This window comes from Proteus vulgaris (genome assembly GCF_023100685.1).
In the GTDB taxonomy this organism is placed as follows: domain Bacteria; phylum Pseudomonadota; class Gammaproteobacteria; order Enterobacterales; family Enterobacteriaceae; genus Proteus.
Genome location: NZ_CP090064.1, coordinates 4,000,369 through 4,027,203 on the forward strand (window position 1 = coordinate 4,000,369; position 26,835 = coordinate 4,027,203).

Genomic DNA, 26,835 nt, shown 5'->3' on the forward strand with positions numbered 1-26,835 from the left:
TATGTTAAAAATTGCTGATACAACATTCACATCGAGACTTTTTACAGGCACAGGGAAATTTGCAACACCAACGTTAATGACAGAAGCCATTAAGGCTTCGGGTAGCCAATTAGTCACGATGGCAATGAAGCGTGTGGATTTAAAAAATGGTAATGATGATTTAATCGCACCGCTTAAATCATTAGGGGTAAAATTATTACCTAACACATCCGGTGCGAAAACAGCACAAGAAGCTGTTTTTGCGGCTCGTTTAGCCAAAGAAGCTTTTGGTACCCATTGGATTAAATTAGAAATTCATCCTGATACTAAATATTTATTACCTGATCCTATTGAAACTCTTAAAGCTGCTGACATTCTTGTAAAAGAAGGTTTTGTTGTTTTGCCCTACTGCAGTGCTGATCCTGTTTTATGTCGTCGTTTAGAAGAAATTGGCTGTGCCGCTGTGATGCCTTTAGGCTCTCCTATTGGCTCTAATCAAGGATTACAGACTCGTGATTTCCTACGAATTATCATCGAACAAGCCTCTATTCCTGTTGTTGTTGACGCGGGCATTGGCGCACCAAGCCATGCTCTTGAAGCTTTAGAATTAGGTGCAGATGCCGTATTAGTGAATACCGCGATTGCTGTTGCTAAAAATCCTATTTTAATGGCACAAGCATTTAAAGCAGCGCTCGATGCTGGTGAACTTGCTCGACAATCTGGTCTTGCGACACCTGCTTCTGTCGTCAATATGCAAGCACAAGCCTCCAGTCCATTAACCCAATACTTGGGGGCATTCTAATGGAAACATTTTCGGATTATTGGCAACAACTTGACTGGGATGACATTACATTAAAACTCAATAGTAAAACCAATGCGGATATTGAAGCCGCATTAAATCGCCACATTCTTACACTTGATGATTTTATGGCGCTAATTTCGCCTGCGGGTCGGCATTACTTAGAGCCTATGGCTCAACGTGCTCAACAACTCACGCGACAACGTTTCGGCAACGTTGTGGGGTTGTATGTTCCACTTTACCTTTCTAATTTATGTGCAAATGACTGTACTTATTGTGGTTTCTCAATGAGCAATGCCATTAAACGTAAAACATTAAATGAAAGTGAGATCATTGCCGAATGTAATAGCATCAGACAATTAGGCTTTGATAGCCTGCTATTAGTAACCGGTGAGCATCAAAGAAAAGTGGGTATGGATTATTTTCGCCAATATATCCCCCTTATTCGAGAGAATTTCAGTTCATTGATGATGGAAGTTCAACCCCTTGCAACAGAAGAATATGCCGAGTTAAAAACACTCGGTATTGATGGTGTCATGGTTTATCAAGAAACCTATCATGAACCCACTTATCAGCTTCATCATCTAAAAGGTAAAAAACAGGACTTCCATTGGCGATTACAAACGCCAGATAGATTAGGGCAAGCTGGAATTGATAAAATCGGTTTAGGTGCATTAATTGGTCTTTCAAGCCAGTGGCGTAGCGATTGTTATATGGTGGCAGAACATCTCTTATTTTTACAAAAACGCTATTGGAAAAGTCGTTATTCAATCTCTTTTCCCCGTTTACGCCCTTGTGCTGGTGGACTAAGCCCCGCATCAGTAATGAGTGAAGCAGAGTTAGTTCAATTGATCTGTGCTTTTCGTATTTTGGCACCTGATGTTGAGCTTTCACTATCAACCCGTGAATCTCCGTATTTTCGTGATAATACAGTACCATTAGCGATAAATAACATTAGTGCAGGTTCTAAAACTCAACCTGGCGGGTATTCTGATAGTCATGAAGAATTAGAACAATTCTCTCCAAATGATAATCGCCATGTTAATGATGTGATTAACGCATTAAAAGAGCGAGGATTACAACCCGTATGGAAAGACTGGGATAATTACTTGGGTCGTTAATTAAAGTTTAAATAATATAAAACCGCCTTTAGTTTATTTAATTACAAATAATAAAGGCGGTTTTTATTATATTTTAGATAAAAAATCATAATTTCATTCCACTCAAACAAAAAATAAAACATATCTATTTATTATTAGGTTTCACTCAAATTCGATAGTTAATTACAGTGATTCAAACTGTATTTAAACATCTTTATGATTAAATAAGGATAATTTTATGAGTGAAAAAAAACTACCAAACTATGAATATTCAGATCTTTTAAAAAGAAATATTTGTCCTATATGTGCAAAAATGGATTGCCCTTTCTTGACTGAAAGTAAACATGGAAAAGAGATGATGGAGGCTTATCGCTCTGGCGATTTTGGAAGAGCAAAAAAGATATATGTTCAACGATGTGCTCAATTCCATGGCATGATGAAGTTTCATTTAGATAAGGCGATAAAAACGTATGACGATATTGTAAGTGTATTCACCTCTCCGGCAACCACGCCATTACCAAATAAATTAACGACTGCAACTCAAGCCGCTTGGAATAATCTTAAACTCGGTACAACAATTCAAGCATCAACTGCAGCACCTATAGCCATAGTGGCACCATCCTTACCTATTACAACCTCTTCAAGCGCAGGTGCTGTTGAAAGTTTAGGTACAATATTGGGGAGATCACTTGGCCTTGGCTTAGGCTTAATGCTCTATTCGAAACCAGCAGGTAAAGGAAGTGATTTTTACCCTAATACTATTTATCGCCCTGTAGATATTAACGCCAGACTAACCCCCGAAGCACGAATACTGAATATTCCTGAACGAAATATATTAAATGATATTGCTAAACGAGCAGGGACGATTAAAACAACGGCTATTTTTGTCGAGACAAGCATAAATGGTGCAAAACAAATTGATCTTATTAAAACAGAAAAACCAGTACAAACACGTGTTATAGAAGCACGTAAAACAGTAGAAGCTGGTGTCTTTTCATTTAAGCCGGATAAAGATAAACAAGAACATAAAGTATTAATAGGCACATCTGCCATTTTAAAAGGGACACCATTATCAGAACCAGAACGGCATAAATATATTCCTGAAAAAATATATGATATTCCCCGTTTTGACGATTTGCCATTAGAAAGCACTAAATTTTTTACGCAAGAAGAGAAAGGCATATATACTAATAAAGAGCCTTTAATTCTTGTTTTTCCACAAGCAACGGGAATAAGCCCCATTTATATTTCTGCGGGAAAAAAAGATAAAATCCGCCAAGGTGTTAAAGAAAAAGGTCACGATTACCATCCCGCACCAAAAACCGAAGAAATTAAAGGATTTGGAGAGTTAAAAGAAGGAAAATGGAAAACACCTAAACAAGGAGGTGGTGGCAAACGTAAACGTTGGTTTGGAGATAAAGGTCGCAAAATCTATGAATGGGATTCCCAACATGGTGAAATCGAAGGCTATCGCGCCAGCGATGGGCAACATATTGGAGTATTTGATCCTAAAACAGGTAATCAGATTAAGCCTGCAGATCCTAAGCGTAATATAAAAAAATATCTGTAACCTATAAGGGAAATAAAATTATGGGATTAAAAGTATATTTACAATGGTTTGATAAAAAAAATGAAGATTTTATTGGAAATGAATATTCAGTTGATTTAGGTGATGACGATACTATTATTGAAGAAACTATTAATCCTGATATAAACATTATAAATAATGGTGGATTTGATGTTATTTCAGATTGGGCTCCTTCTCTTCAAAAACACATAAATCATAAAATAGAATTAGATAAATATGATTATCAAGTTGCATTTGAATATCGAGATAAATGGTAATTAATCACTCTGTTATAAAATATGAATACTCCTCTTAAATGATAGAAAGGAGTATTCTATTTATAATAAACACATAAAGAGATAAAATAAAAAATTATTCTAATAAATTATTGGTATTTTATTAATTAATAAAAGTTATTGATTATATTTACTATACTATCACTAATAATTTAATTTCGTGTACACTTAAACCAGTCATTCGTTCGATAAAAGGAAGATCAAAGTTCTTTTTTAATAATTTTTGTGCCAATTCTAATTGCACTTCCATGCTAAATTTGGATTGCCAGCTTACAGAAAAAAATGAATTTTTATCACTAAAAAATCATCATAATTATCTGAAAAATATAAGTTATTTATTGATCTTAACTGAATACGTAATAGAGAAATAAAAAATACCTTCAATAAATATCAAAGGTATTTTTTAATATTATAAATTTTCTTTTTAATTATTTATCAACAACAATATTCTCATTCACCACTTCATATTCATCATTACCCACCATCCTCGCAAATTTCTCAATAGGATCTGTACTCAACGCATATAGCCGCTTTAAAGCATAAGGGGGATCACCTAAACGTACTTTTCCTTGTCGTGTCGTCACTGCCAATGTCATTCCTGATGCTTTAGTTGCATTAATTGCTCTTTGGTTATAACCACCAAAAGGATATGCAAAAGCGTATTGATGTGGGTTTAATAATCGTAAAACACGCTGGGAGCGCTGTAAATCTAATACGATACTATGAGATTGGCGACTAAATATAATGGGTTTTTTATTATTATCTAAACGATGTAAAAAATGAGAATGTGACTGAATATCAAAAACATCTCGACTTGATTTCAGTGCCTGCCAACTCATAAACTGTAATGAATTAGGTGCCCATTTGGGCGTTTTAGATTTTATACGTGATGAAATAACAAATAATGTTGCTCTCTGGCCATTTTCTTTTAAAAGTGGATAGGCATAGCGATAAACAGATTGTAAACCATCATCAAATGTTAACGCGACAGCTCGTCCCGGCAAATTAATACTTTTATTTAGATAGCCTGCAACTTGATTTAGTGAAAGCGTTTCATATCCGGCTTCTTTTAAATAATTCATCTGCTCTGTAAAGGCAGTTAATGATGTTGTTGTTGATGTATGACGAAAATTATGATTTTCCGTTACTTTGAGAATATGGTGATAAGTAAGTATCGGTATCCCTAAATCAGGTTTTACATCCTTTGATGAAATATAACCTAAACGGTCACCTAAAGAGACCTCAAACCAATTGATTTCACTTCCATTAGTATCTTCTTTAATTGTGCGTGATAGCACGGGATAACGTAAATTGGATAAGAGTGTCGCTATTTGTGGGCTAGCAATATCTTTATCACTATAGATGGGGGTATTTTTTGTTGTGATCAGATATTCATAGATAGGGTAATCGGTTTTCTTCGTGCTATCTAATAAGAAACGTATTTTCTTATCAGCCGAAATAGAAGCAATATCTTCAAAATAACCATCTTCTAAATAACCAGCTTCCAAATAACCTTGGGCATTTCCAAATTGTATTTTATGGTAATTATTTATCGCATCTGAAACATAAAATCCCTGATTAGGATATAGCTCAGCAACAGGTCTTAATTTATTACCAATAAAAGCATATAAGGTTTTTTGCTGACGAACCTGCATCAATGTTGTGGTCGGAGTTTCTAAATCCCATTGTGTTTCTGTTGGTATTTCCCTTTCTAAAGGGGTTGCAAAAGCAAGACCAGTAAAAATAAAAAATAGGATAATCAATCCGTTAGTTATTATTCTCATCATTTCGCCTACTTATTGTAGAACAGAAACAAAAAATGCCCTCACAATGGAGGGCATTTCAATCTAATCTAAATTAGATTTTAGTCTTTTAATCCACCAAAACCAGCATTCAGTAATTCTGCTAAGTTAGCAGATGCTTCATCAGCACTGATTGTTGTTTCAGTTTCATCTGTCGGCAGTTGTGATTGACGACGCTTCATACGATCTTGGTGATACGCATATCCAGTACCAGCTGGGATCAAGCGACCAACAATAACGTTTTCTTTCAAGCCACGTAATTCATCACGTTTACCCGCTACCGCAGCTTCCGTCAGAACACGAGTTGTTTCTTGGAACGATGCAGCAGAGATGAAGGATTCAGTTGCCAGAGATGCTTTCGTGATACCTAACAGGTCACGAGCATACGTTGCTGGTACTTTACCATCATCTTCCAGAACACGGTTTGATACTTTAACGCGAGCGTATTCAACCTGTTCACCTTCGAGGAACTCAGAGCTTCCTGCGTTCGCAATGGTGACTTTACGTAGCATCTGACGAACGATAACTTCGATGTGTTTATCGTTAATCTTAACGCCTTGTAAACGGTAAACTTCCTGTACTTCGTTAGTGATATAGCGAGTAACCGCGTGAACACCACGTAAGCGCAGAATGTCGTGTGGTGACTCTGGACCATCGGAGATAACATCACCGCGTTCCACAACCTCACCCTCGAATACGTTAAGCTGACGCCATTTAGGGATCATCTCTTCGTATGCATCGCTACCGTCTAATGGAGAAATAACTAGACGACGTTTACCTTTAGTCTCTTTACCGAACGATACAATACCGCTGATTTCAGCAAGGATTGCAGGCTCTTTCGGACGACGAGCTTCAAACAGGTCAGCAACACGTGGCAGACCACCGGTGATATCTTTAGTACCGCCAGATTCTTGTGGAATACGCGCTAAAGTGTCACCTGCGTTAATTGTAATGCCATCGTCTAACTGAACAATTGCTTTACCTGGCAGGAAGTACTGTGCTGGCATATCAGTATTCGGGATCAATACATCTTTGCCTTGTGCATCAGTGATGCGCAATGCTGGACGTAAATCTTTACCGCTACCTGTACGCTCTGCTGAATCCAGAACAACCAGTGAAGAAAGACCTGTTAATTCATCTGTTTGACGTGTGATAGTTTGACCATCAACCATGTCAGCAAAACGAATGATACCAGATACTTCACTCACAACTGGCATTGTATGTGGATCCCAGTTAGCAACAGTTTCGCCACCGTTAACCGCTTCGCCATCACCTTTCGCTAATTGAGCACCGTAAGGCACTTTGTAGCTTTCTTTCGTACGACCGAATTCGTCAATTAAACGTAATTCAGTGTTACGAGAAGTGATAACTAATTTACCTGCAGTATTGGTAATGAATTTCGCATTGAACAGCTTCAGAGTACCTTTATTACGTACTTGAATGCTAGATTCTGCTGCCGCACGAGATGCCGCACCACCGATGTGGAACGTACGCATCGTTAACTGTGTACCTGGTTCACCGATTGACTGTGCCGCGATAACACCGATAGCTTCACCTTTGTTGATGATATGACCACGAGCAAGGTCACGACCATAACATTTAGCACATACACCGAAGTCTGTGTTACAGGTTACAACTGAACGTACTTTCACGCTGTCAACTGAGTTTTCTTCTAACAGGTCACACAGTTTTTCGTTTAACAGGGTGTTACGTGGAACAAGAATATCGGCAGTACCTGGTTTCAGAATATCTTCCGCAGCCACACGACCTAATACACGTTCACGCAGTGGCTCTTTAACATCACCACCTTCGATAACCGGAGTCATCATAACACCTTCGGTTGTACCACAGTCGTCTTCTGTTACGACTAAGTCTTGTGCAACGTCAACTAAACGACGAGTCAAGTAACCGGAGTTTGCTGTTTTCAGTGCGGTATCCGCAAGACCTTTACGAGCACCGTGGGTTGAGATGAAGTACTGGAGTACGTTCAGACCTTCACGGAAGTTCGCTGTGATTGGTGTCTCGATGATTGAGCCATCTGGCTTAGCCATCAGACCACGCATACCTGCTAACTGACGGATCTGAGCTGCAGAACCACGAGCACCGGAGTCAGCCATCATAAAGATGCTGTTGAAAGATACTTGTTGTTCTTCTTCACCATTACGGTTAATAACGGTTTCAGTAGACAGGTTTTCCATCATCGCTTTTGCTACGCGCTCATTCGCCGCAGCCCAAATATCGATAACTTTGTTATAACGTTCGCCCGCTGTTACCAGACCGGATTGGAACTGTTCCTGAATTTCTGCAACTTCTGCTTCTGCTTCTGCAATGATCTCTGCTTTTTTAGCAGGGATAACCATGTCATCGATACCTACTGAAGCACCTGAACGTGCTGCGTAAGCAAAACCGGTATACATGATTTGGTCAGCAAAAATAACGGTCGGTTTCAAACCTAATACGCGATAACAGGTATTGAGCATTTTAGAAATTGCTTTTTTACCTAATGGTTGGTTAACCAGCGCGTAAGGTAGGCCTCTTGGTACGATCATCCATAAAATAGCTCGGCCGACAGTTGTGTCTTTTAAGCTAGTTTCAGTAGTGATATTACCTTCGCCATCTTTGATCTCTTCAGTGATACGTACTTTAACGCGTGCGTGTAAAGAGGCTAAACCAGCGCGATAAACGCGTTCAGCTTCTTTAGGACCACTTAGCACCATGCCTTCACCTTTGGCATTGATGCAGTCACGAGTCATGTAGTAAAGACCTAATACAACGTCCTGTGAAGGAACGATGATTGGGTCACCACTTGCTGGAGACAGGATGTTATTTGTTGACATCATCAGCGCACGAGCTTCTAACTGTGCTTCTAATGTCAATGGTACGTGAACCGCCATTTGGTCACCATCGAAGTCGGCGTTGTATGCCGCACAAACGAGTGGGTGTAACTGAATAGCTTTACCTTCGATAAGGATTGGTTCAAATGCCTGAATACCTAAACGGTGAAGTGTTGGTGCACGGTTTAGCATTACTGGGTGTTCGCGGATAACTTCATCTAAGATATCCCAAACAACCGCTTCTTCGCGCTCAACCATTTTTTTAGCGGCTTTGATTGTTGTCGCTAAACCACGGGTTTCCAGTTTTCCGTAAATAAATGGTTTGAATAACTCAAGAGCCATTTTCTTCGGTAGACCACACTGATGCAGACGCAAGTATGGACCAACGGTGATTACAGAACGACCAGAATAGTCAACACGTTTACCTAACAGGTTTTGACGGAAACGACCTTGTTTACCTTTGATCATATCAGCCAAAGATTTCAGAGGACGTTTGTTAGAACCTGTAATCGCACGACCACGACGACCGTTATCTAATAACGCATCCACAGACTCTTGTAACATACGTTTTTCGTTACGTACGATAATGTCTGGAGCTGCTAAATCGAGCAGGCGTTTTAAACGGTTGTTACGGTTGATCACACGACGATATAAATCGTTCAGGTCAGATGTCGCAAAACGACCGCCATCAAGTGGAACCAGTGGACGTAAGTCTGGTGGTAACACAGGCAGTACAGTTAAGATCATCCACTCAGGTTTATTGCCTGATTGCATGAATGCTTCAAGTAACTTGATACGTTTAGTCAGTTTCTTACGTTTGGTTTCAGAGTTAGTTTCATTTAACTCTTCGCGCAGCGTTTCACACTCTTGTTCCAGATCCATGCTCTGTAACAGGTTCTGAACAGCTTCTGCACCCATCTTCGCATCAAATTCGTCACCGAACTCTTCTAATGCATCAAGATATTGCTCTTCTGTTAAGATTTGCCCGCGCTCAAGGCTGGTCATCCCGCCTTCAACAACAACGTAAGATTCAAAATACAGTACACGTTCAATATCGCGCAGTGGCATATCCAGCAGCAGACCGATACGGGACGGCAGTGATTTCAAGAACCAAATGTGAGCAACTGGAGAAGCTAATTCGATGTGACCCATACGTTCACGACGAACTTTAGTTTGTGTAACTTCAACGCCACACTTCTCACAGATAACACCACGGTGTTTTAAACGTTTGTATTTACCACACAAACATTCGTAATCTTTTACTGGTCCGAAAATACGGGCACAGAAAAGACCGTCACGTTCTGGTTTGAACGTACGGTAGTTAATTGTTTCTGGCTTTTTAACTTCACCAAATGACCATGAACGGATCATATCAGGTGATGCCAGAGCAATTTTGATCGCATCAAACTCTTCGGTCTTGGTTTGCGCTTTCAGAAACTTTAATAAGTCTTTCACGAAATGGCTCCTGTCGGAGTTAGACCTGCCAGGCAAATGACCCCTGTCATTCACCCCTTTAAACCAGTGTAGTCACTGTTTGACAGACTGCCATTTCTAGCAGTCTGTCTATATGGAATACGTTATTCGTCTTCCAATTCGATGTTGATACCCAGTGAACGGATCTCTTTCAACAATACGTTGAACGACTCTGGCATACCTGGTTCCATCTGATGGTTACCATCAACGATGTTTTTGTACATTTTGGTACGACCGTTAACGTCATCCGACTTAACAGTAAGCATTTCTTGGAGAGTATAAGCTGCACCGTATGCTTCCAGTGCCCACACTTCCATCTCCCCGAAACGCTGTCCACCAAACTGCGCTTTACCACCAAGAGGTTGCTGAGTAACTAAGCTGTACGAACCGGTAGAACGGGCGTGCATCTTATCATCAACTAAGTGGTTCAGTTTCAGCATGTACATGTAACCAACAGTTACTGGACGCTCAAATTGTTCACCTGTACGACCATCGAAAAGTGTAATCTGACCAGAAGTTGGAAGATCAGCTAATTTCAGCATCTCTTTAATTTCCATTTCTTCTGCACCATCGAACACTGGTGTTGCGGTTGGCATACCTTTTTTCAGGTTTTCAGCCAGACGTAACACTTCTTCATCGCTGAAGGTGTCCAGATCAACTTTCTGACGAGGTGCCATACCCAGATCGTAAGCTTTCTGGATAAATTCACGTAACTTAGCAACTTCTTGTTGCTGTTTCAGCATCGCGTTGATCTTATCACCGATACCTTTAGCAGCCATACCCAAGTGAGTTTCAAGGATCTGACCGATGTTCATACGTGATGGTACACCTAGTGGGTTCAGTACGAGGTCTACTGGATTACCGTTTTCATCGTATGGCATGTCTTCAATTGGGTTAATCTTAGAGATAACACCCTTGTTACCATGACGACCCGCCATCTTATCACCAGGTTGGATCTGACGTTTAACTGCCAGGTAAACCTTAACGATTTTCAGCACGCCTGGTGCTAAATCATCGCCTTGAGTGATTTTACGACGTTTGGCTTCCAGTTTTTTCGCGAACTCAGCTTTCAGTTCATCATACTGTTCAGCTAATTGTTCTAACTGGTTTTGCTTCTCTTCATCCGCAATACCCAGCTCTAACCAACGTTCACGAGGTAATTTATCTAATTTCTCAGCTTCAATACCGCCAGCAATCAGAACACCACGGATACGAGCGAATAGACCAGCTTCAAAGATACGCAGTTCTTCAGTTAAGTCTTTCTTAACTTCACGTAACTGTGATTCTTCGATTTCTAATGCACGTTTATCTTTTTCTACGCCATCACGGGTGAAGACTTGTACGTCGATAACTGTACCAGACACACCATTAGGAACACGTAGAGAAGAATCTTTAACATCAGACGCTTTTTCACCGAAGATAGCACGTAGCAGTTTCTCTTCTGGAGTCAGTTGAGTTTCACCTTTAGGTGTTACTTTACCAACCAGAATGTCACCACCTTTCACTTCAGCACCGATATAAACGATACCTGATTCATCCAGTTTAGATAACGCTGCTTCACCGACGTTCGGGATATCAGCAGTGATCTCTTCAGGCCCTAACTTAGTATCACGAGAGACACAAGCGAGTTCTTGAATGTGGATAGTAGTGAAACGGTCTTCTTGAACAACACGCTCAGATACAAGGATGGAGTCCTCGTAGTTATAACCATTCCATGGCATAAATGCCACGCGCATGTTTTGACCTAATGCTAACTCACCAAGGTCTGTTGAAGGACCATCAGCTAACACGTCACCGCGATCAACAGGTTCACCTAAAGATACGCAAGGAGTTTGGTTAATACATGTGTTCTGGTTAGAACGGGTGTATTTAGTCAAGCTGTAGATATCGATGCCCGCTTCACCAGCGTAAGTTTCTTCTTCGTTAACTTTGATAACGATACGAGAAGCATCAACATACTGAACAACACCGCCACGTTTAGCAACCGCAGTAACACCGGAGTCAACCGCTACAGCACGTTCCATACCTGTACCTACTAGTGGTTTATCACCACGAAGTGTAGGAACAGCCTGACGTTGCATGTTCGCACCCATCAATGCACGGTTGGCGTCATCGTGTTCAAGGAATGGGATCAGTGAAGCACCGACAGAAACAACCTGTTGGGTTGAAACGTCCATGTACTGAACTTGGTCACGACTAAATAAGCTTGACTCACCTTTATGACGGCAAGTAACTAATTCTTCAACGAAGTGATTGTCATCGTCTAATACGGAGTTAGCCTGAGCAATGATGAAGTTACCTTCTTCGATTGCAGACAGATAGTGAATTTCATCTGTTACAGCGTTGTTTTCAACAACACGGTAAGGCGTTTCAAGGAAACCGTACTCGTTAGTCTGTGCATAAACAGATAATGAGTTGATAAGACCGATGTTTGGACCTTCAGGCGTTTCGATTGGGCACACACGACCGTAGTGAGTTGGGTGTACGTCTCGAACTTCAAAGCCTGCACGTTCACGGGTCAAACCACCTGGGCCTAATGCAGAAATACGACGTTTGTGCGTAATTTCTGATAGCGGGTTATTCTGATCCATAAACTGTGATAACTGGCTAGAGCCAAAGAATTCTTTGACAGCAGCAGAAATCGGTTTTGCGTTGATCATATCTTGTGGCATTAATGCATCAAGATCGCCTAAAGACAGACGCTCTTTAACTGCACGTTCAACACGCACCAGACCAACACGGAATTGGTTTTCAGCCATTTCGCCAACAGAACGAATACGACGGTTACCTAAGTGGTCGATATCATCCACTTCACCTTTACCATTACGGATATCAATCAGTTTTTTCATTACTTCAATGATATCTTCTTGGCTCAGGATGCCAGAACCTTCAACTTCGTCACGGCTTAACGAACGGTTGAACTTCATACGACCTACAGCAGAAAGATCATAACGATCTTCAGAGAAGAATAAGTTCTCAAATAAGTTTTCTGCAGCTTCGCGTGTAGGTGGTTCACCAGGACGCATCATGCGATAGATTTCGACTAACGCGCTTAAACGATCGTTTGTAGGATCGACGCGAACAGTTTCTGAAATATAAGCACCATGATCTAAGTCATTGGTAAACAGAGTTTCAATTGTTTTATGACCAGCTTGACTTAAGCGAGCTAACACATCTAAAGAGATTTCCATGTTAGCAGCACAAATCAGTTCACCTGTCGCTTCATCAATATAGTCACGAGCAACCACTTTACCTGCAATGTATTCAACAGGTACTTCAATGCGGTCAACTTGCTCTTTTTCTAATTGACGAATATGGCGAGCGGTAATACGACGGCCTTTTTCGACATACACTTTGCCGTTTGCTTCAATATCAAATGAAGCAGTTTCACCACGCAGACGTTCAGGCACTAATGTCATCATCAGCTTGTTGTTGCTGATTTCAAACAGTGTTTTTTCGAAGAATAATCCTAAGATTTCTTCAGTGCTGTAGTTCATTGCGCGTAAAATGATAGTCGCAGGTAATTTACGGCGACGGTCAATACGGACAAAAAGGTTATCTTTAGGGTCGAATTCGAAGTCTAACCATGAGCCACGATAAGGGATAATACGTGCGTTATACAGTACCTTACCTGAAGAGTGTGTTTTACCTTTGTCACTATCAAAGAACACACCAGGGCTACGGTGTAACTGGGAAACGATAACACGCTCAGTACCATTGATAACAAAAGTACCATTATCGGTCATTAATGGGATTTCACCCATATAGACTTCTTGTTCTTTGATGTCTTTAACGGTGCCTTCTGGGGCTTCACGTTCATAAATGACTAGACGCAGTTTTACACGCAGAGGTGCTGAGTAAGTTACACCGCGGATCTGACATTCTTTAACATCAAAAACAGGCTCGCCTAAGCGGTAGCTGACATATTGTAATTCAGCATTACCACTGTAGCTTTGGATAGGAAATACGGAACGGAAAGCTGCTTCCAGACCGTTTTGACCATCAGGATCTTGCTCGATGAACTTCTGGAACGAGTCAAGTTGGATAGAAAGGAGATAGGGAACATCCAGAACTTGTGGACGTTTACCAAAATCCTTACGAATACGTTTTTTCTCGGTATAGGAGTAAACCATAGGGTTCCTCAGCTCGCTGAAAAGTGACCCACTCTGCCTGTCCTTAACTTTTTAAGGATGGCTCGACATTCTGCTAACACTATTTTTTTGTAGGTAGGAAAACAACTATTTTCCGAATATTCATTGCTATTACTCTTAAATCATTTCATTGTGTCGAGCTCACTACCGAGCTTTCGAGAACGTGGATCGTAGTGATTAACACAGTATATTAAGTCGTCAATAGCAAAAAATATTGAAGTAATGAGACACCAAAAAAGTGTGAAAAAGTGACTCTTACCTTACAGCGCAAAAAGGCTGGTGACCAAAAAATCACCAGCCATCAGCCGTTAGGCTGCACTCTGGGAAGTTAAATTATTTAACTTCAACCTCAGCGCCTGCTTCTTCCAGAGCTTTCTTCAGAGCTTCAGCATCATCTTTGCTTACGCCTTCTTTCAGAGCTGCTGGTGCAGATTCTACTAAGTCTTTAGCTTCTTTCAGGCCAAGACCGGTAGCGCCACGTACTGCTTTGATTACTGCTACTTTGTTACCGCCGATAGCTTTCAGGATAACGTCAAATTCAGTTTTCTCTTCAGCAGCTTCTGCTGGACCCGCAGCAACAGCAACAGCTGCAGCAGCAGATACACCGAATTTTTCTTCCATCATAGAGATCAGTTCAACAACGTCCATTACAGACATTTCAGCAACTGCGTTTAAGATATCGTCTTTAGAAATAGACATAACAAGTGTTCCTAAAATTCAGAAAAAGTTTATACGTAAATAAAGCAACGAAGAAATTGGCTATTAAGCAGCTTCTTTCTGATCGCGCAGAGCAGCCAGAGTGCGAACCAATTTGCCTGCAGAGGCTTCTTTCATGGTTGCCATCAGGCGTGCGATTGCTTCATCGTAAGTTGGGAGTGTAGCCAGACGATCGATGTTCGAACCTGGGATAAACTCACCTTCAAAGGCAGCCGCTTTAATCTCGAATGCTGGGTTCGCTTTCGCGAATTCTTTGAACAGACGAGCTGCAGCGCCCGGATGTTCAGCAGAAAATGCAATCAAGGTTGGACCAACAAATGCATCTTTCAGTACTTCATAAGAAGTACCTTCAACAGCACGACGCAGAAGTGTGTTACGTACTACACGTACAGTAACGCCAGCTTCACGACATGCTTTACGCAGTTCGGTCATTTTAGCTACAGTAACGCCACGGGAATCCGCAACAACTGCAGAAAGCGCACCTTTGGCAACTTCGCTGACTTCAGCAACAATCGCTTGTTTGTCTTGAAGATTTAGTGCCATTAGCTTCTTGCTCCTGGATTAACCGAGTAAAAACTCGGGACTCACATCACTTATGACCACAATGGTATAAGCGCTAAAACACGGTGAGTAGAATCCAGAATATATAATTCTTTATTGGCTCTCTCACCGTCTACGCAGGAAAATTAAGTAATTACTTACACCTGCGGTCTTGGACGGGGTCTGGATAGGCCAGACTCCAACCGAAATTCAGAGAATTTAGTTATGCAGACTTAAATAAAATACCACATAGCTAAACTCAAGGCGTCAAATTCTATACAAATTTGACGCCAAGGTAAAGTCTTTTATGACTTTAGTCTAATCTAAGATTAAACTGTCGCGCTCAAGCTAGCTTGATCAATAGCAACACCTGCACCCATAGTGGTAGACAGGCTTACTTTCTTGATATAAACGCCTTTCGCTGCTGATGGTTTTGCTTTTTTCAGAGCAACCAGCAGAGCTTCTAAGTTTTCTTTCAACTGAGCTTCGTTGAAATCAACTTTACCGATAGTGGTATGGATAATACCATTTTTGTCGTTACGGTAACGAACCTGACCAGCTTTAGCATTTTTAACTGCTTCAGCAACGTTAGGAGTTACAGTACCCACTTTCGGGTTTGGCATTAAGCCACGTGGGCCAAGGATTTGACCTAATTGACCTACAACGCGCATTGCATCTGGAGATGCGATAACAACGTCGAAGTCCATTTCGCCAGCTTTAACTTTAGCAGCTAAGTCGTCCATACCGACTAATTCAGCGCCTGCTTCTTTAGCAGCTTCTGCATTTGCACCTTGTGCGAATACAGCAACGCGAACTGAACGGCCAGTACCGTGTGGAAGTACAGTTGCACCACGAACGTTTTGATCTGATTTACGTGCATCGATGCCAAGGTTAACAGCAACGTCAACGCTTTCAACGAATTTAGCAGTAGCCAGTTCTTTCAGTAAAGCAACAGCTTCAGTAATTTCGTACTGTTTAGTTACTTCAACTTTCTCACGGATATTGCGCATGCGCTTGGTTAGTTTAGCCATCAGATTAATCCTCCACTACCAGGCCCATGGAACGAGCAGTACCTTCGATTGAACGCATCATAGCTTCAACGTCAGCACCAGTCAGGTCCGCAGCTTTAGTTTCTGCGATTTCACGAACTTGAGCAGAAGTAATTTTACCTACTTTCTCTTTGTTCGGTTTGCCAGAACCTGATTTCACGCCCGCAGCTTTCTTCAGCAGAACTGCTGCTGGAGGAGTTTTGGTAACGAAAGTGAAAGAACGGTCAGCATAAACTGTAATAACAACAGGAATTGGTAAACCTTTTTCTACGCTTTCAGTTTTAGCGTTGAATGCTTTACAGAATTCCATGATGTTAACACCTTGTTGACCCAGAGCTGGACCAACTGGTGGACTTGGATTAGCCATACCTGCAGAAACTTGCAGTTTGATATAGGCTTGGACTTTCTTAGCCATTAATTAATTCCTCAATTTGGGTATATCGCCCGGCTAGGGCTCCCCGATTTTACTTTGTTTTGCCTTATAGCAAAACAACTCAAAACGAAAGGTGGAAAATTGTAGATAACTTTTCCACCTTTTGCAAGAAAGCAACGTAAAAAGGTTTAACCTTTTTCAACCTGACTAAAGTCTAACTCAACTGGTGTTGCACGACCGAAGATTGATACAGAGACTTTTAAGCGGCTTTTTTCGTAATCAACTTCTTCAACAACACCGTTAAAGTCAGCGAATGGACCATCGCTAACACGAACCATTTCACCTGGTTCAAACAGTGTTTTAGGACGTGGTTTATCACCAACTTGTTGTAAGCGATTCATAATCGCATCAACTTCTTTATCGCTAATTGGTGCAGGTCTGTCAGACGTTCCGCCAATGAATCCCATAACACGAGGTACATTACGTACTAAGTGCCAAGTTGCATCATTCATGACCATTTGGACAAGAACATAGCCTGGGAAAAATTTACGCTCACTTTTGCGACGTTGACCGCTACGGATCTCAACCACTTCTTCGGTTGGAACCATAACTTCGCCGAATGAGTCTTCCATTTCGTTTAATTTGATATGTTCACGCAGAGACTGTGCAACACGGCCTTCAAAGCCCGAAAATGCCTGAATGACATACCAGCGTTTTTTTGGAGAATCAGTCATGAACACCTCACAGGCCAGTAATAAATGAAACAAAACGAACCAGAATGCCATCCAGTCCCCAAAGAACTAATGACACAATAGCCGTCACTGCAGCAACAATCAGGGTTGTTTGCAATGTTTCTTGACGTGTTGGCCATACTACTTTACGCATTTCAATGCGCGCTTCGCGAGCAAATGCTAATGTTGCTTTACCTTGTGTTGTCCACAACGCGATCCCACCCGCTGCTACGAACAAAGCAACAACAGCTAAAGCTCGTAACGCTAGGTTAAATTCACGGTAAAGATAGTTGCCACCCACTGCTACTGCCAGCAATAAAACGGTAATGATCCACTTAGCGATATCACCACCGCGTTTGCTATCTTGAGCTCCGCTATTCGCACTCATAAATTAACCTGTCATATGATGTAAATAAATAGCCAGCTTGCCTCGCAAGAGCAAAACAAATCAGACTAACCATAAAATCAACTATGATTGCATCTGACACAGTGTCATATCTCTATGACATTCGTATCTGCAAGATACTGGACTCGATTCGTTGTATCAGAGCCTATCTCACCAATAATTTCCATCAAACTAGTGATGAGATAGGTTCTTTTTCAAACAACGCATAAAAAGGGCATCAATTGATGCCCTTCTCTAGGAGAATTACGCGAGTAATTAACCTAATACTTTAGCAACAACGCCCGCACCTACTGTACGGCCACCTTCACGGATAGCGAAACGTAAACCGTCGTCCATCGCGATTGGGTGAATCAGTTCAACGATCATGTTGATGTTGTCACCTGGCATTACCATTTCTACGCCTTCTGGTAATTCGATAGTACCAGTTACGTCAGTTGTACGGAAGTAGAACTGTGGACGGTAGCCTTTGAAGAATGGAGTATGACGACCACCTTCATCTTTGCTCAGAATATAAACTTCTGATTCGAATTTAGTGTGTGGCTTGATTGAACCTGGTTTAGCCAGTACTTGTCCACGTTCGATTTCTTCACGTTTAGTACCACGCAGCAGAACACCTACGTTCTCACCTGCACGACCTTCGTCAAGTAATTTACGGAACATTTCAACGCCAGTACAAGTTGTTTTAACTGTTGGTTTGATACCAACGATTTCAACTTCTTCACCAACTTTAACAACACCACGCTCAACACGACCCGTTACTACTGTACCACGGCCTGAGATTGAGAATACGTCTTCGATTGGTAACAGGAATGGTTTGTCAATTGCACGCTCTGGTTCTGGGATGTATGAATCCAGTGCTTCTGCTAATTCAACAATTTTTGCTTCCCACTCAGCTTCGCCTTCCAGTGCTTTCAGCGCTGAACCACGGATTACTGGAGTGTCGTCACCTGGGAAATCGTATTGAGACAGAAGTTCACGAACTTCCATTTCTACTAATTCCAGTAACTCTTCATCATCTACCATGTCACATTTGTTCAGGAATACGATGATGTAAGGAACACCAACCTGACGACCTAACAGGATGTGCTCACGAGTTTGTGGCATTGGGCCATCAGTCGCAGCAACTACCAGGATAGCTCCGTCCATTTGCGCAGCACCAGTGATCATGTTTTTAACATAGTCGGCGTGACCTGGGCAGTCTACGTGTGCGTAGTGACGAGTTGGAGTATCGTATTCTACGTGTGAAGTAGAGATGGTGATACCACGAGCTTTTTCTTCTGGTGCGTTATCGATTTGATCGAATGCACGAGCAGCACCACCGTAAGTTTTAGCTAAAACTGTAGTGATTGCAGCAGTCAGAGTTGTTTTACCGTGGTCAACGTGGCCGATAGTACCAACGTTAACGTGCGGTTTGGAACGTTCAAATTTTTCTTTAGACACGACTATATTCCTTAATATCGCTCCCTCTTATTAGAGGGAGCGTAAACTAAATTGAACTCGAAAGGATCTTATTTCGCTTTACGAGCTTCGATAATAGCCTGAGCGACGTTGCTAGGCGCTTCGTTGTACTTCAAGAACTCCATAGAGTATGAAGCACGACCCTGAGTTTGTGAACGCAGGTCAGTTGCATAACCGAACATTTCAGCCAGTGGTACTTGAGCACGGATGATCTTACCGGTAGGCAGATCGTCCATACCTTCAACCATACCACGACGACGGTTTAAGTCACCGATAACGTCGCCCATGTAATCTTCTGGCGTTTCAATCTCAACTTTCATGACTGGCTCAAGCAGAATTGGCTTAGCTTTCATGAAGCCGTCTTTAAATGCCATTGATGCGGCAATTTTAAACGCGATTTCTGAGGAGTCAACATCATGGTAAGAACCGTAATGTAAACGAGCCTGAATATCCACAACAGGGTAACCTGCTAATGGACCAGATTTCAGCTGTTCTTGAATACCTTTATCAACAGCTGGGATGAATTCTTTAGGAATTACACCACCAACGATATCGTTGATAAATACGTAGTTCTCTTCACCACCTGCTGGTAATGGAGACAGGTCGATAACAACATGACCGTACTGACCACGACCACCAGATTGTTTCGCGTGCTTACCTTCGATATCAGTTACTGTATCACGAATAGTTTCACGGTAAGCAACCTGTGGTTTACCTACGTTCGCTTCAACTTTAAATTCACGACGCATACGGTCAACTAACACGTCTAAGTGCAGCTCACCCATACCAGCAATGATAGTTTGACCAGTTTCTTCGTCGCTTGATACGCGGAAAGATGGATCTTCCTGAGCCAGACGGTTCAGAGCGATACCCATTTTTTCTTGGTCAACTTTAGTCTTAGGTTCGATAGCAACAGAAATTACTGGCTCTGGGAATTCCATACGTTCTAAGATGATTGGTGCATCAATTGCACATAAAGTATCACCTGTAGTTACGTCTTTCAGACCGATAGCAGCAGCGATGTCGCCTGCACGAACTTCTTTAATTTCTTCACGCTTGTTAGCATGCATCTGAACAATACGGCCAAAACGTTCTTTTCTGTCTTTAACCGGGTTCAGAACTGTGTCACCTGAGTTTACAACACCAGAGTACACACGGAAGAATGTTAAGTTACCAACAAATGGGTCAGTTGCGATTTTGAATGCCAGTGCAGAGAATGGCTCTTCGTCGCTTGAATGACGTTCTGCTGGAGTATCTTTACCATCTGGTAACATACCGTTGATAGCAGGGACATCTGTTGGCGCTGGCAGGTATTCAATTACCGCATCCAGCATTGCCTGAACACCTTTGTTCTTAAATGCAGAACCACAGGTAACCAGGATAATTTCGTTATCTAGAACGCGTTTACGCAGAGCAGCTTTGATTTCTGCTTCTGTCAGCTCTTCACCGCCCAGATATTTGTCCATCAGTTCTTCTGATGCTTCAGCAGCTGATTCGACTAGGTTGTTGTGCCATTCTTCAGCTAAATCTTGCAGATTTGCAGGAATGTCTTCGTATTCGAAAGTAACACCTTGGTCTTCTTCATTCCAACGGATTGATTTCATTTTAATTAAATCAACAACACCGGTGAAATGTTCTTCAGCGCCTACTGGAATTTGCAGTGGAACTGGGTTTGCTGCCAGACGTGTTTTGATTTGTTCAACAACACGCAGGAAGTTTGCACCCATACGGTCCATTTTGTTAACGAACGCGATACGTGGTACATGATATTTGTTAGCCTGGCGCCATACTGTTTCTGACTGAGGCTGAACACCACCAACTGCACAGTAAACCATAACCGCGCCATCAAGAACACGCATAGAACGTTCTACTTCGATTGTGAAGTCAACGTGTCCTGGGGTGTCGATGATGTTTACACGGTGAGGCTCAAACTGTTTAGCCATACCAGACCAGAATGCAGTAGTTGCTGCGGATGTGATAGTAATACCACGTTCCTGCTCCTGCTCCATCCAGTCCATTGTTGCTGAACCTTCGTGAGTTTCACCAATTTTATGGTTTACACCGGTATAAAACAGAATACGTTCACTTGTAGTGGTTTTACCGGCATCGATGTGCGCACTGATACCGATATTACGGTAACGTGCTATGGGGGTTTGACGAGCCATTTTTTCCTCTCTCGTGGGCGTTCAATTCAGGTAAAGGACAGCAGAGCTGTCCTGAAAAGAGTTGCGACAACTACTTCGTGGATTACCAACGGTAGTGTGCGAACGCCTTGTTTGCATCTGCCATACGGTGAACGTCTTCACGTTTCTTAACAGCAGCGCCTTTGTTTTCAGCCGCATCAGATAATTCATTTGCCAGGCGAAGAGCCATGGATTTATCACCGCGTTTACGAGCAGCTTCAACAATCCAACGCATTGCTAATGCATTACGACGAACTGGACGTACTTCAACTGGAACTTGGTAAGTTGAACCACCAACACGGCGGGATTTAACTTCCACAGTAGGACGTACGTTATCTAATGCGATTTCGAACGCTTCCAGTTCAGTTTTGCCTGAACGCTGAGCCAGGGTCTCAAGCGCATTATATACGATAGATTCTGCAGTAGATTTTTTACCGTCTACCATCAGAATGTTTACAAATTTGGCCAGCAGTTCTGATCCGAACTTAGGATCTGGCAGAATTTTACGTTGACCAATTACACGACGACGTGGCATGGAAATACTCCGTTTAAATTCAGGGTTGTCCAAAACTCAATGAGTTTATTTTGACATTAATAGTGAAAAAATGTTTGGCCTTACTTAACGGAGAACCATTAAGCCTTTGGCTTCTTCACACCGTACTTAGAACGAGCTTGTTTACGGTCTTTAACACCGGAACAGTCCAGCGCGCCGCGAACAGTGTGGTAACGCACACCTGGTAAGTCTTTAACACGACCACCACGGATTAAGATTACGGAGTGCTCCTGCAAGTTGTGGCCTTCACCACCGATGTAGGAAGAAACTTCGAAACCGTTAGTCAAACGCACACGACATACTTTACGCAGTGCTGAGTTTGGTTTTTTTGGAGTGGTAGTATATACACGAGTACATACGCCACGTTTTTGCGGGCAAGCTTCCAGAGCTGGAACGTTGCTTTTAACAACTTTCGAGCTACGAGATTTGCGCACCAGCTGGTTAATAGTTGCCATTTAAAAAAAGCTCCTGGTTTTTGCTTCGTAAACACGGATTTGAACTCTGTCTTGTCAACAAGACAAAACATGAGGACGCAGAATTTTATTGCTGACGGGCTCATGTGTCAAGAATTATACAGCAATTCTACGCTCCCCAATGAATTTGTTGGGGGTGTTTTACCGTTAAATCGACAAAATCACCATAACTGATGAGTTTAATATGATGAGATACTTGATCTTTTAAGCCTCTAGCTAAAACATCATCAATTAATGCGTAAACTGAAATTTGCTGTTGAAGACAATATTTTAATAAAGGATTGTCCTCAAGAACTGCCAGCACACCATCTTGTATTAACAAAACATCATCTTCTTTTGTCAATAAAGATAAAAAAGCCTCTAAATCACTTTGATAAATAGAGACGGAATAAGTATACAACATAACCGTTCAACCTTCCTGCCTAACTTCTGTATTAAAAGCGTAATACCACATCATATTCACTCAATTTTTGAGCAATATCTTGATGTGATATCACTTGTGCATCCAACACAAAAGAAGTTTGAGAGGATAATCCACGATGAGCCACGTCTTGGTGTGATATATAGACATTTGTCACATCATACAAGGGGAGCACTTTAAAAGTTGCCGCATGATGGCGTGATAACACCCCCTCAGGCTGTTGATTTTCAACTAATTGAAACACACCATCTGAGATAAAAAAAACACCAATATCTTCTGTTAACGCAGAGGTTGCGAGTAAAGCGTCCAAACCTTCTCGTCCAGCACTATTACCGTGCGGTGCCTGTGTAAAAAGAAATGCGATTGAATTCATTTTTTTCATTAAAATTGCACCACACGCGAACAAGTCAACATCGCTTGAGCAAGCGAACCCAACCCACTGAGTTCAAATTCCGTTGCCATATTATGATTATCAATTCCCTGCTCTTTTGCCTGATCCTCATCAATAATTCCTCGACGTAGCGCAGCTGCAACACAAACATGTAAAGGAATTTGGTGTTTTTTCGCCAATGCTATCCACGCTTTGGGAAGATCGAATTCATCATTTGCGGGTGACACCAATTTATTAGCATTTACCACCCCTTCCCGATAAAAGAAAATTTGCGTGATTTGATGCCCTTTTTCAAGAAGGGCATTGGCGAATAAATAGGCACTTGAAGATTGTTCAGTGCCATAATGAGGCCCTGTTACCACTAAACAATATGTCAAAGAGCTCATAATGTTGCCTTACTCGCCATTTTTAAACTGGCGAATATAGAGATAAACAGTATGTTTTGAGATATTCAGTCGATCAGCAACTTGGTTAATAGCGTCTTTGATATCAAAAATACCTTTTTCATAAAGACTTAACACCACTTGTTTATTTTTTGCGTTGTTGGCTACTTCACGATCATTATTCACTTCTTCAATGGTGAACTCTAATGTTTGAGCCACTAAATCATCAACAGATGAGGCAAAGTTAACATCGGATGCAACTTCATGCGTTTCTTCAGGAATAAAGGTTTTGATTATTTCAGAGAATGGAACATCAAGGTTCATATTAATACACAATAAACCGATGACTCGACGTTCACGATTACGAATCGCAATCGTAATCGATTTCATCAATGCACCACTTTTCGCTCTAGTAAAATAAGCCTTTGAAAAACTTGAATCTTCATCTGTGATATCATGTAACATTTGTAATGCCAAATCGGTAATTGGAGAACCAATCTTACGACCAGTATGTTCTCCATTCGCGATTTTAACCGCTGAACATTTCAAATCTTCCAGAGAGTGCAATACGATTTCGCAATGGTTGCCGATGAGCATAGCCAAACCATCCACGGCTGCTTCATAGGACTTCAATATTTCGTGATCAGTTTGAGTAAAAGGTCGGCTATCTAGTTTTTCAAACTCGCTGCTGTCACCATTAAATAACGGGCTAGACATTTGATTATATAATCCTTAAAGGCTTTAATTATGATAATGACTTGAGGTTCTATTTTTTATAACGATTCGTCACTGCGAATCAATTTAATATTAAAAAATTTTAAATATAAAAACTGAATTAGGGCACAATTCTGACGTTAGATCGTCAAAAGATCTACGTCAAGTGCCTTAGAATAAGAGCTTTGTCATAGGTCACAGCTTTTTTCGTTTTTCTTTATCTTTTTGTATCAACGCCCTCTATATTTTTGAAAATTCCATTTTTAAACAGGGGTCTGGATAAAGATTGACACTATTGGATAGATTACCTATATTCCAAGTTATTGTTATTTTAACGAGTGATTAATCCCATGAATACACTGATGATATGCCAATGTCAGCAAACTTCATCAATAATGGGGCTAATTTCTGTTGCTTCTATGCCTATTGAAACTCTCTCTCCACCACCTCCACCTGTGAAAGTGGTTGTAGTCAATACAACGGTTATTGTTGCAACTTACATCGCTTGATCTATTTAATCGGCTTAATCGCGTATTTAACCAACAGACTAGATTGATGTGTTATTTACGTTTATTTATTGATGTTTTATCAATCGCCAACCATGACTAAAAATAATCAAGCTATCTTACTGCTCATTTTACAGGTGTATCATCATGTATTTACGTCAATATTGGGCGAAATTCGGCCCAACGACATTATTTGTTTTATTATGGAGTAGCGGTGCTATCTTTTCTCGCTGGGGATTAGATAATGGTAGCTCATTTGCTATTTTGACTTGGCGTTTTATTATCGCGTTGGCATTTCTTTCTTTTTTGTGTATTCAGCGCCATCGCTTTTTGCCACCGAAAGGAAGTCGCTTAAAAACAGCGTGGGTGGGTTTATTAATTATTGGTGGTTATTCTATTTGTTATCTTTTAGCACTCGCTAATAGCATTACACCAGGAATGTTGGCCACAATTATGGGTGTTCAGCCGATTATCACATTATGGATAATAGAACGTAATTTTACAGCAACACGACTATTAGGGCTTTTAATCGCTTTGGCTGGATTAGTGTTAGTGGTTGCCCAAAGTTTATTTAATACAGCCCTCTCATTGACAGGGATGATTTATGCGTTAGTTGCACTGCTTTGTATGAGCTTTGGTGCGATTTCACAAAAAAAATTACAATTAGCACCAATGGATGCTTTGCCTCTGCAATATGTTGTTAGTCTGGTACTGTGTTTGTTATTTGTGCCATTTCAACCTTTTGATGCTTCATTCGATATTGGCTTTATCATTCCTGTTCTTTGGTTGGCTATTATCATTTCTGTTGTCGCTCAGTTACTGTTATATCGCTTACTCACAACGGGTAATTTAGTTAACGTGACTAGCTTATTTTATTTAGTACCGGGAGTGACAGCATTAATGGATTACATCTTCTTGGGTAATAAAATGTCTTTACTCAGCTTAGCTGGGATGGGTGCAATCATTGTGGGCTTGCTATTTGTCTTTAAAAAACCAAAAGCTATTCTTGTTGAAGAACAGGTAGATTAATATTATCCATTCGTAAGCTATGTATATTAATGAACTTCTTAATAGAAATAAAAATGCTGACATCAATGTCAGCATTTTTTCTTTCGTGATAAGTGAATTACTTATCGCTTTCAACACTCAGTAATTCAACTTCAAATACTAATGTTGAGTTCGCTGGAATACCACTTGTTGCGCGTTGGCCATAGCCTAATTCTGGTGGAATAACTAACTTGATTTTACCGCCTTCTTTGATGTATTTCATGCCTTCAGTCCAGCCTGGAATAACACTTTTTAGGCTAATTGTCAGAGGCTCATTACGATCATAAGAGCTATCAAATTGTTTGCCATCAATTAACATACCTTTGTAGTGTACAGTAACGCGATCAGCATCTGTTGGTGTTTTACCTTTACCAGGGTTTTCAACTAAATACAGTAAACCTGATTTTGTTTTAACTACACCTTTTTCAGCAGCAAATTCTGTACGGAATTTATCACCTGCTGTTTTATTTTCTGTTGCTTCTTTTTCCATTTTCGCTGTAGCAGCTGTACGAACTTGATCTTCAAAAGCCGCTAAGGTTAATTCAATCTCAGCATCTGATAATTTTGATTTACTGTTAAATGCATCCTGAACACCTGCCAGCAGTTGTTTAGAATCTAAAGTAATACCAATATTTTTTTGCTCTTGTAATGCAGCTTCCATGTAGCGACCCATCGACGCGCCTAACGCATAGGCATTTTGCTCATTTTGAGTTTTAAATGCGCTATTTAATGTTGGCACTTTAGCAGTTTCTTCAGCGAATGCTTGAGGTGCGCTGAATGCGAAAGCTAAACTTGTTGCCAGCAACGTCGTTTTTAATAAAGATTTCATCCCATTCTCCAGTATATGTTAGTGAGTCGCTACGTTTTACAAACGAAGATCATAGATCTT

24 protein-coding genes are annotated in these 26,835 nt (G+C 41.0%); 6 read left to right on the forward strand and 18 right to left on the reverse strand.

Annotation, left to right across the window (positions count from 1 at the left end):
• Window position 1 precedes the first annotated feature (1 nt).
• From LW139_RS18945 to LW139_RS18960, 4 genes are all read left to right on the forward strand, one after another.
• The gene (locus tag LW139_RS18945; protein WP_166539412.1) at window positions 2-781 is read left to right on the forward strand and encodes a thiazole synthase; all 780 of its coding nucleotides are present in this window, start codon (window positions 2-4) and stop codon (window positions 779-781) included.
• A complete protein-coding gene (gene thiH, locus LW139_RS18950) occupies window positions 781-1,899 on the forward strand; it encodes a 2-iminoacetate synthase ThiH (protein WP_247850387.1) in 1,119 nt (372 codons plus the stop codon). Before LW139_RS18945 ends, thiH begins: the two co-directional genes overlap by 1 nt.
• Before the next feature lie 217 nt (window positions 1,900-2,116).
• A complete protein-coding gene (locus tag LW139_RS18955; protein ID WP_247850388.1) occupies window positions 2,117-3,448 on the forward strand; it encodes a colicin E3/pyocin S6 family cytotoxin in 1,332 nt (443 codons plus the stop codon).
• A 20-nt stretch (window positions 3,449-3,468) separates the two neighbouring features.
• Window positions 3,469-3,723 carry a colicin E3-like toxin immunity protein gene (locus tag LW139_RS18960; RefSeq protein ID WP_227336131.1) on the forward strand — a complete coding sequence of 85 codons (255 nt, stop codon included), beginning with the start codon at window positions 3,469-3,471 and terminating at the stop codon, window positions 3,721-3,723.
• A gap of 446 nt (window positions 3,724-4,169) precedes the next feature.
• On the opposite strand, the gene LW139_RS18965 is transcribed toward LW139_RS18960, so the two are convergent.
• The 17 genes from LW139_RS18965 to LW139_RS19045 form a co-directional block, all read right to left on the reverse strand.
• Window positions 4,170-5,525, reverse strand: coding sequence for a polysaccharide deacetylase family protein (locus tag LW139_RS18965; protein ID WP_247850389.1), 1,356 nt, complete (start codon window positions 5,523-5,525; stop codon window positions 4,170-4,172).
• A gap of 80 nt (window positions 5,526-5,605) precedes the next feature.
• Window positions 5,606-9,832: a DNA-directed RNA polymerase subunit beta' gene (gene rpoC, locus LW139_RS18970; protein WP_166539415.1), complete on the reverse strand. Its 4,227-nt coding sequence runs from the start codon at window positions 9,830-9,832 to the stop codon at window positions 5,606-5,608.
• 122 nt (window positions 9,833-9,954) lie between these two features.
• On the reverse strand, window positions 9,955-13,983 hold the full coding sequence (rpoB, locus tag LW139_RS18975) for a DNA-directed RNA polymerase subunit beta (RefSeq protein ID WP_072071066.1): 4,029 nt from the start codon (window positions 13,981-13,983) through the stop codon (window positions 9,955-9,957).
• A gap of 351 nt (window positions 13,984-14,334) precedes the next feature.
• Window positions 14,335-14,700: a 50S ribosomal protein L7/L12 gene (rplL, locus tag LW139_RS18980; protein ID WP_023583093.1), complete on the reverse strand. Its 366-nt coding sequence runs from the start codon at window positions 14,698-14,700 to the stop codon at window positions 14,335-14,337.
• A 63-nt stretch (window positions 14,701-14,763) separates the two neighbouring features.
• A complete protein-coding gene (rplJ, locus tag LW139_RS18985) occupies window positions 14,764-15,261 on the reverse strand; it encodes a 50S ribosomal protein L10 (RefSeq protein WP_088494388.1) in 498 nt (165 codons plus the stop codon).
• Between the two features lie 326 nt (window positions 15,262-15,587).
• Window positions 15,588-16,289, reverse strand: coding sequence for a 50S ribosomal protein L1 (gene rplA, locus LW139_RS18990; RefSeq protein WP_072064767.1), 702 nt, complete (start codon window positions 16,287-16,289; stop codon window positions 15,588-15,590).
• 4 nt (window positions 16,290-16,293) lie between these two features.
• Window positions 16,294-16,722 (reverse strand): 50S ribosomal protein L11, encoded by a 429-nt coding sequence (rplK, locus tag LW139_RS18995; RefSeq protein WP_088494387.1) that lies wholly within the window; start codon window positions 16,720-16,722, stop codon window positions 16,294-16,296.
• Between the two features lie 146 nt (window positions 16,723-16,868).
• Complete coding sequence (gene nusG, locus LW139_RS19000; RefSeq protein WP_004246900.1) at window positions 16,869-17,414, reverse strand: transcription termination/antitermination protein NusG; 546 nt, start codon at window positions 17,412-17,414, stop codon at window positions 16,869-16,871.
• A gap of 7 nt (window positions 17,415-17,421) precedes the next feature.
• The gene (gene secE / locus LW139_RS19005) at window positions 17,422-17,799 is read right to left on the reverse strand and encodes a preprotein translocase subunit SecE (protein ID WP_023583091.1); all 378 of its coding nucleotides are present in this window, start codon (window positions 17,797-17,799) and stop codon (window positions 17,422-17,424) included.
• Window positions 17,800-18,072: 273 nt separating this feature from the next.
• Window positions 18,073-19,257 carry an elongation factor Tu gene (tuf, locus tag LW139_RS19010; RefSeq protein WP_088494064.1) on the reverse strand — a complete coding sequence of 395 codons (1,185 nt, stop codon included), beginning with the start codon at window positions 19,255-19,257 and terminating at the stop codon, window positions 18,073-18,075.
• Window positions 19,258-19,325: 68 nt separating this feature from the next.
• Window positions 19,326-21,440, reverse strand: a complete 2,115-nt coding sequence (gene fusA / locus LW139_RS19015; protein WP_166539078.1) for an elongation factor G — start codon at window positions 21,438-21,440, stop codon at window positions 19,326-19,328.
• Window positions 21,441-21,522: 82 nt separating this feature from the next.
• The gene (gene rpsG / locus LW139_RS19020) at window positions 21,523-21,993 is read right to left on the reverse strand and encodes a 30S ribosomal protein S7 (protein WP_004246897.1); all 471 of its coding nucleotides are present in this window, start codon (window positions 21,991-21,993) and stop codon (window positions 21,523-21,525) included.
• 98 nt (window positions 21,994-22,091) lie between these two features.
• Window positions 22,092-22,466 (reverse strand): 30S ribosomal protein S12, encoded by a 375-nt coding sequence (rpsL, locus tag LW139_RS19025; protein WP_004236497.1) that lies wholly within the window; start codon window positions 22,464-22,466, stop codon window positions 22,092-22,094.
• A gap of 127 nt (window positions 22,467-22,593) precedes the next feature.
• On the reverse strand, window positions 22,594-22,887 hold the full coding sequence (gene tusB / locus LW139_RS19030) for a sulfurtransferase complex subunit TusB (protein WP_100159732.1): 294 nt from the start codon (window positions 22,885-22,887) through the stop codon (window positions 22,594-22,596).
• Between the two features lie 31 nt (window positions 22,888-22,918).
• Window positions 22,919-23,287, reverse strand: a complete 369-nt coding sequence (gene tusC, locus LW139_RS19035) for a sulfurtransferase complex subunit TusC (protein ID WP_109408912.1) — start codon at window positions 23,285-23,287, stop codon at window positions 22,919-22,921.
• Window positions 23,287-23,682, reverse strand: coding sequence for a sulfurtransferase complex subunit TusD (tusD, locus tag LW139_RS19040; protein ID WP_227336133.1), 396 nt, complete (start codon window positions 23,680-23,682; stop codon window positions 23,287-23,289). Before tusD ends, tusC begins: the two co-directional genes overlap by 1 nt.
• A 9-nt stretch (window positions 23,683-23,691) precedes the next feature.
• A complete protein-coding gene (locus LW139_RS19045; protein WP_023583301.1) occupies window positions 23,692-24,396 on the reverse strand; it encodes a helix-turn-helix transcriptional regulator in 705 nt (234 codons plus the stop codon).
• 347 nt (window positions 24,397-24,743) lie between these two features.
• Between LW139_RS19045 and LW139_RS19050 the strand changes: the two genes are divergently transcribed.
• Window positions 24,744-24,902: a hypothetical protein gene (locus tag LW139_RS19050; RefSeq protein WP_166539080.1), complete on the forward strand. Its 159-nt coding sequence runs from the start codon at window positions 24,744-24,746 to the stop codon at window positions 24,900-24,902.
• Window positions 24,903-25,046: 144 nt separating this feature from the next.
• Entirely contained in the window at window positions 25,047-25,928 is an 882-nt protein-coding gene (locus LW139_RS19055; RefSeq protein WP_166539081.1) for a DMT family transporter, read from the forward strand.
• A gap of 97 nt (window positions 25,929-26,025) precedes the next feature.
• Here the strand turns inward: LW139_RS19055 and fkpA are convergent, their stop codons facing one another.
• On the reverse strand, window positions 26,026-26,775 hold the full coding sequence (gene fkpA / locus LW139_RS19060) for an FKBP-type peptidyl-prolyl cis-trans isomerase (RefSeq protein WP_109408915.1): 750 nt from the start codon (window positions 26,773-26,775) through the stop codon (window positions 26,026-26,028).
• Window positions 26,776-26,835 lie beyond the last annotated feature (60 nt).

What these genes read in the sequence shown, in the direction of transcription:
- fusA (WP_166539078.1), bottom strand. Translation starts at nt 21,440, where the DNA reads ATGGCTCGTCAAACCCCCATAGCACGTTACCGTAATATCGGTATCAGT.
- LW139_RS18965 (WP_247850389.1), bottom strand. Translation starts at nt 5,525, where the DNA reads ATGAGAATAATAACTAACGGATTGATTATCCTATTTTTTATTTTTACT.
- LW139_RS18960 (WP_227336131.1), top strand. Translation starts at nt 3,469, where the DNA reads ATGGGATTAAAAGTATATTTACAATGGTTTGATAAAAAAAATGAAGAT.
- LW139_RS19050 (WP_166539080.1), top strand. Translation starts at nt 24,744, where the DNA reads ATGAATACACTGATGATATGCCAATGTCAGCAAACTTCATCAATAATG.
- rpsG (WP_004246897.1), bottom strand. Translation starts at nt 21,993, where the DNA reads ATGCCACGTCGTCGTGTAATTGGTCAACGTAAAATTCTGCCAGATCCT.
- LW139_RS19045 (WP_023583301.1), bottom strand. Translation starts at nt 24,396, where the DNA reads ATGTCTAGCCCGTTATTTAATGGTGACAGCAGCGAGTTTGAAAAACTA.
- rplK (WP_088494387.1), bottom strand. Translation starts at nt 16,722, where the DNA reads ATGGCTAAGAAAGTCCAAGCCTATATCAAACTGCAAGTTTCTGCAGGT.
- rpsL (WP_004236497.1), bottom strand. Translation starts at nt 22,466, where the DNA reads ATGGCAACTATTAACCAGCTGGTGCGCAAATCTCGTAGCTCGAAAGTT.
- fkpA (WP_109408915.1), bottom strand. Translation starts at nt 26,775, where the DNA reads ATGAAATCTTTATTAAAAACGACGTTGCTGGCAACAAGTTTAGCTTTC.
- LW139_RS18955 (WP_247850388.1), top strand. Translation starts at nt 2,117, where the DNA reads ATGAGTGAAAAAAAACTACCAAACTATGAATATTCAGATCTTTTAAAA.
- rplJ (WP_088494388.1), bottom strand. Translation starts at nt 15,261, where the DNA reads ATGGCACTAAATCTTCAAGACAAACAAGCGATTGTTGCTGAAGTCAGC.
- nusG (WP_004246900.1), bottom strand. Translation starts at nt 17,414, where the DNA reads ATGACTGATTCTCCAAAAAAACGCTGGTATGTCATTCAGGCATTTTCG.
- thiH (WP_247850387.1), top strand. Translation starts at nt 781, where the DNA reads ATGGAAACATTTTCGGATTATTGGCAACAACTTGACTGGGATGACATT.
- rpoB (WP_072071066.1), bottom strand. Translation starts at nt 13,983, where the DNA reads ATGGTTTACTCCTATACCGAGAAAAAACGTATTCGTAAGGATTTTGGT.
- rplL (WP_023583093.1), bottom strand. Translation starts at nt 14,700, where the DNA reads ATGTCTATTTCTAAAGACGATATCTTAAACGCAGTTGCTGAAATGTCT.
- secE (WP_023583091.1), bottom strand. Translation starts at nt 17,799, where the DNA reads ATGAGTGCGAATAGCGGAGCTCAAGATAGCAAACGCGGTGGTGATATC.
- tusB (WP_100159732.1), bottom strand. Translation starts at nt 22,887, where the DNA reads ATGTTGTATACTTATTCCGTCTCTATTTATCAAAGTGATTTAGAGGCT.
- tusD (WP_227336133.1), bottom strand. Translation starts at nt 23,682, where the DNA reads ATGAGCTCTTTGACATATTGTTTAGTGGTAACAGGGCCTCATTATGGC.
- LW139_RS19055 (WP_166539081.1), top strand. Translation starts at nt 25,047, where the DNA reads ATGTATTTACGTCAATATTGGGCGAAATTCGGCCCAACGACATTATTT.
- tusC (WP_109408912.1), bottom strand. Translation starts at nt 23,287, where the DNA reads ATGAAAAAAATGAATTCAATCGCATTTCTTTTTACACAGGCACCGCAC.
- LW139_RS18945 (WP_166539412.1), top strand. Translation starts at nt 2, where the DNA reads ATGTTAAAAATTGCTGATACAACATTCACATCGAGACTTTTTACAGGC.
- rplA (WP_072064767.1), bottom strand. Translation starts at nt 16,289, where the DNA reads ATGGCTAAACTAACCAAGCGCATGCGCAATATCCGTGAGAAAGTTGAA.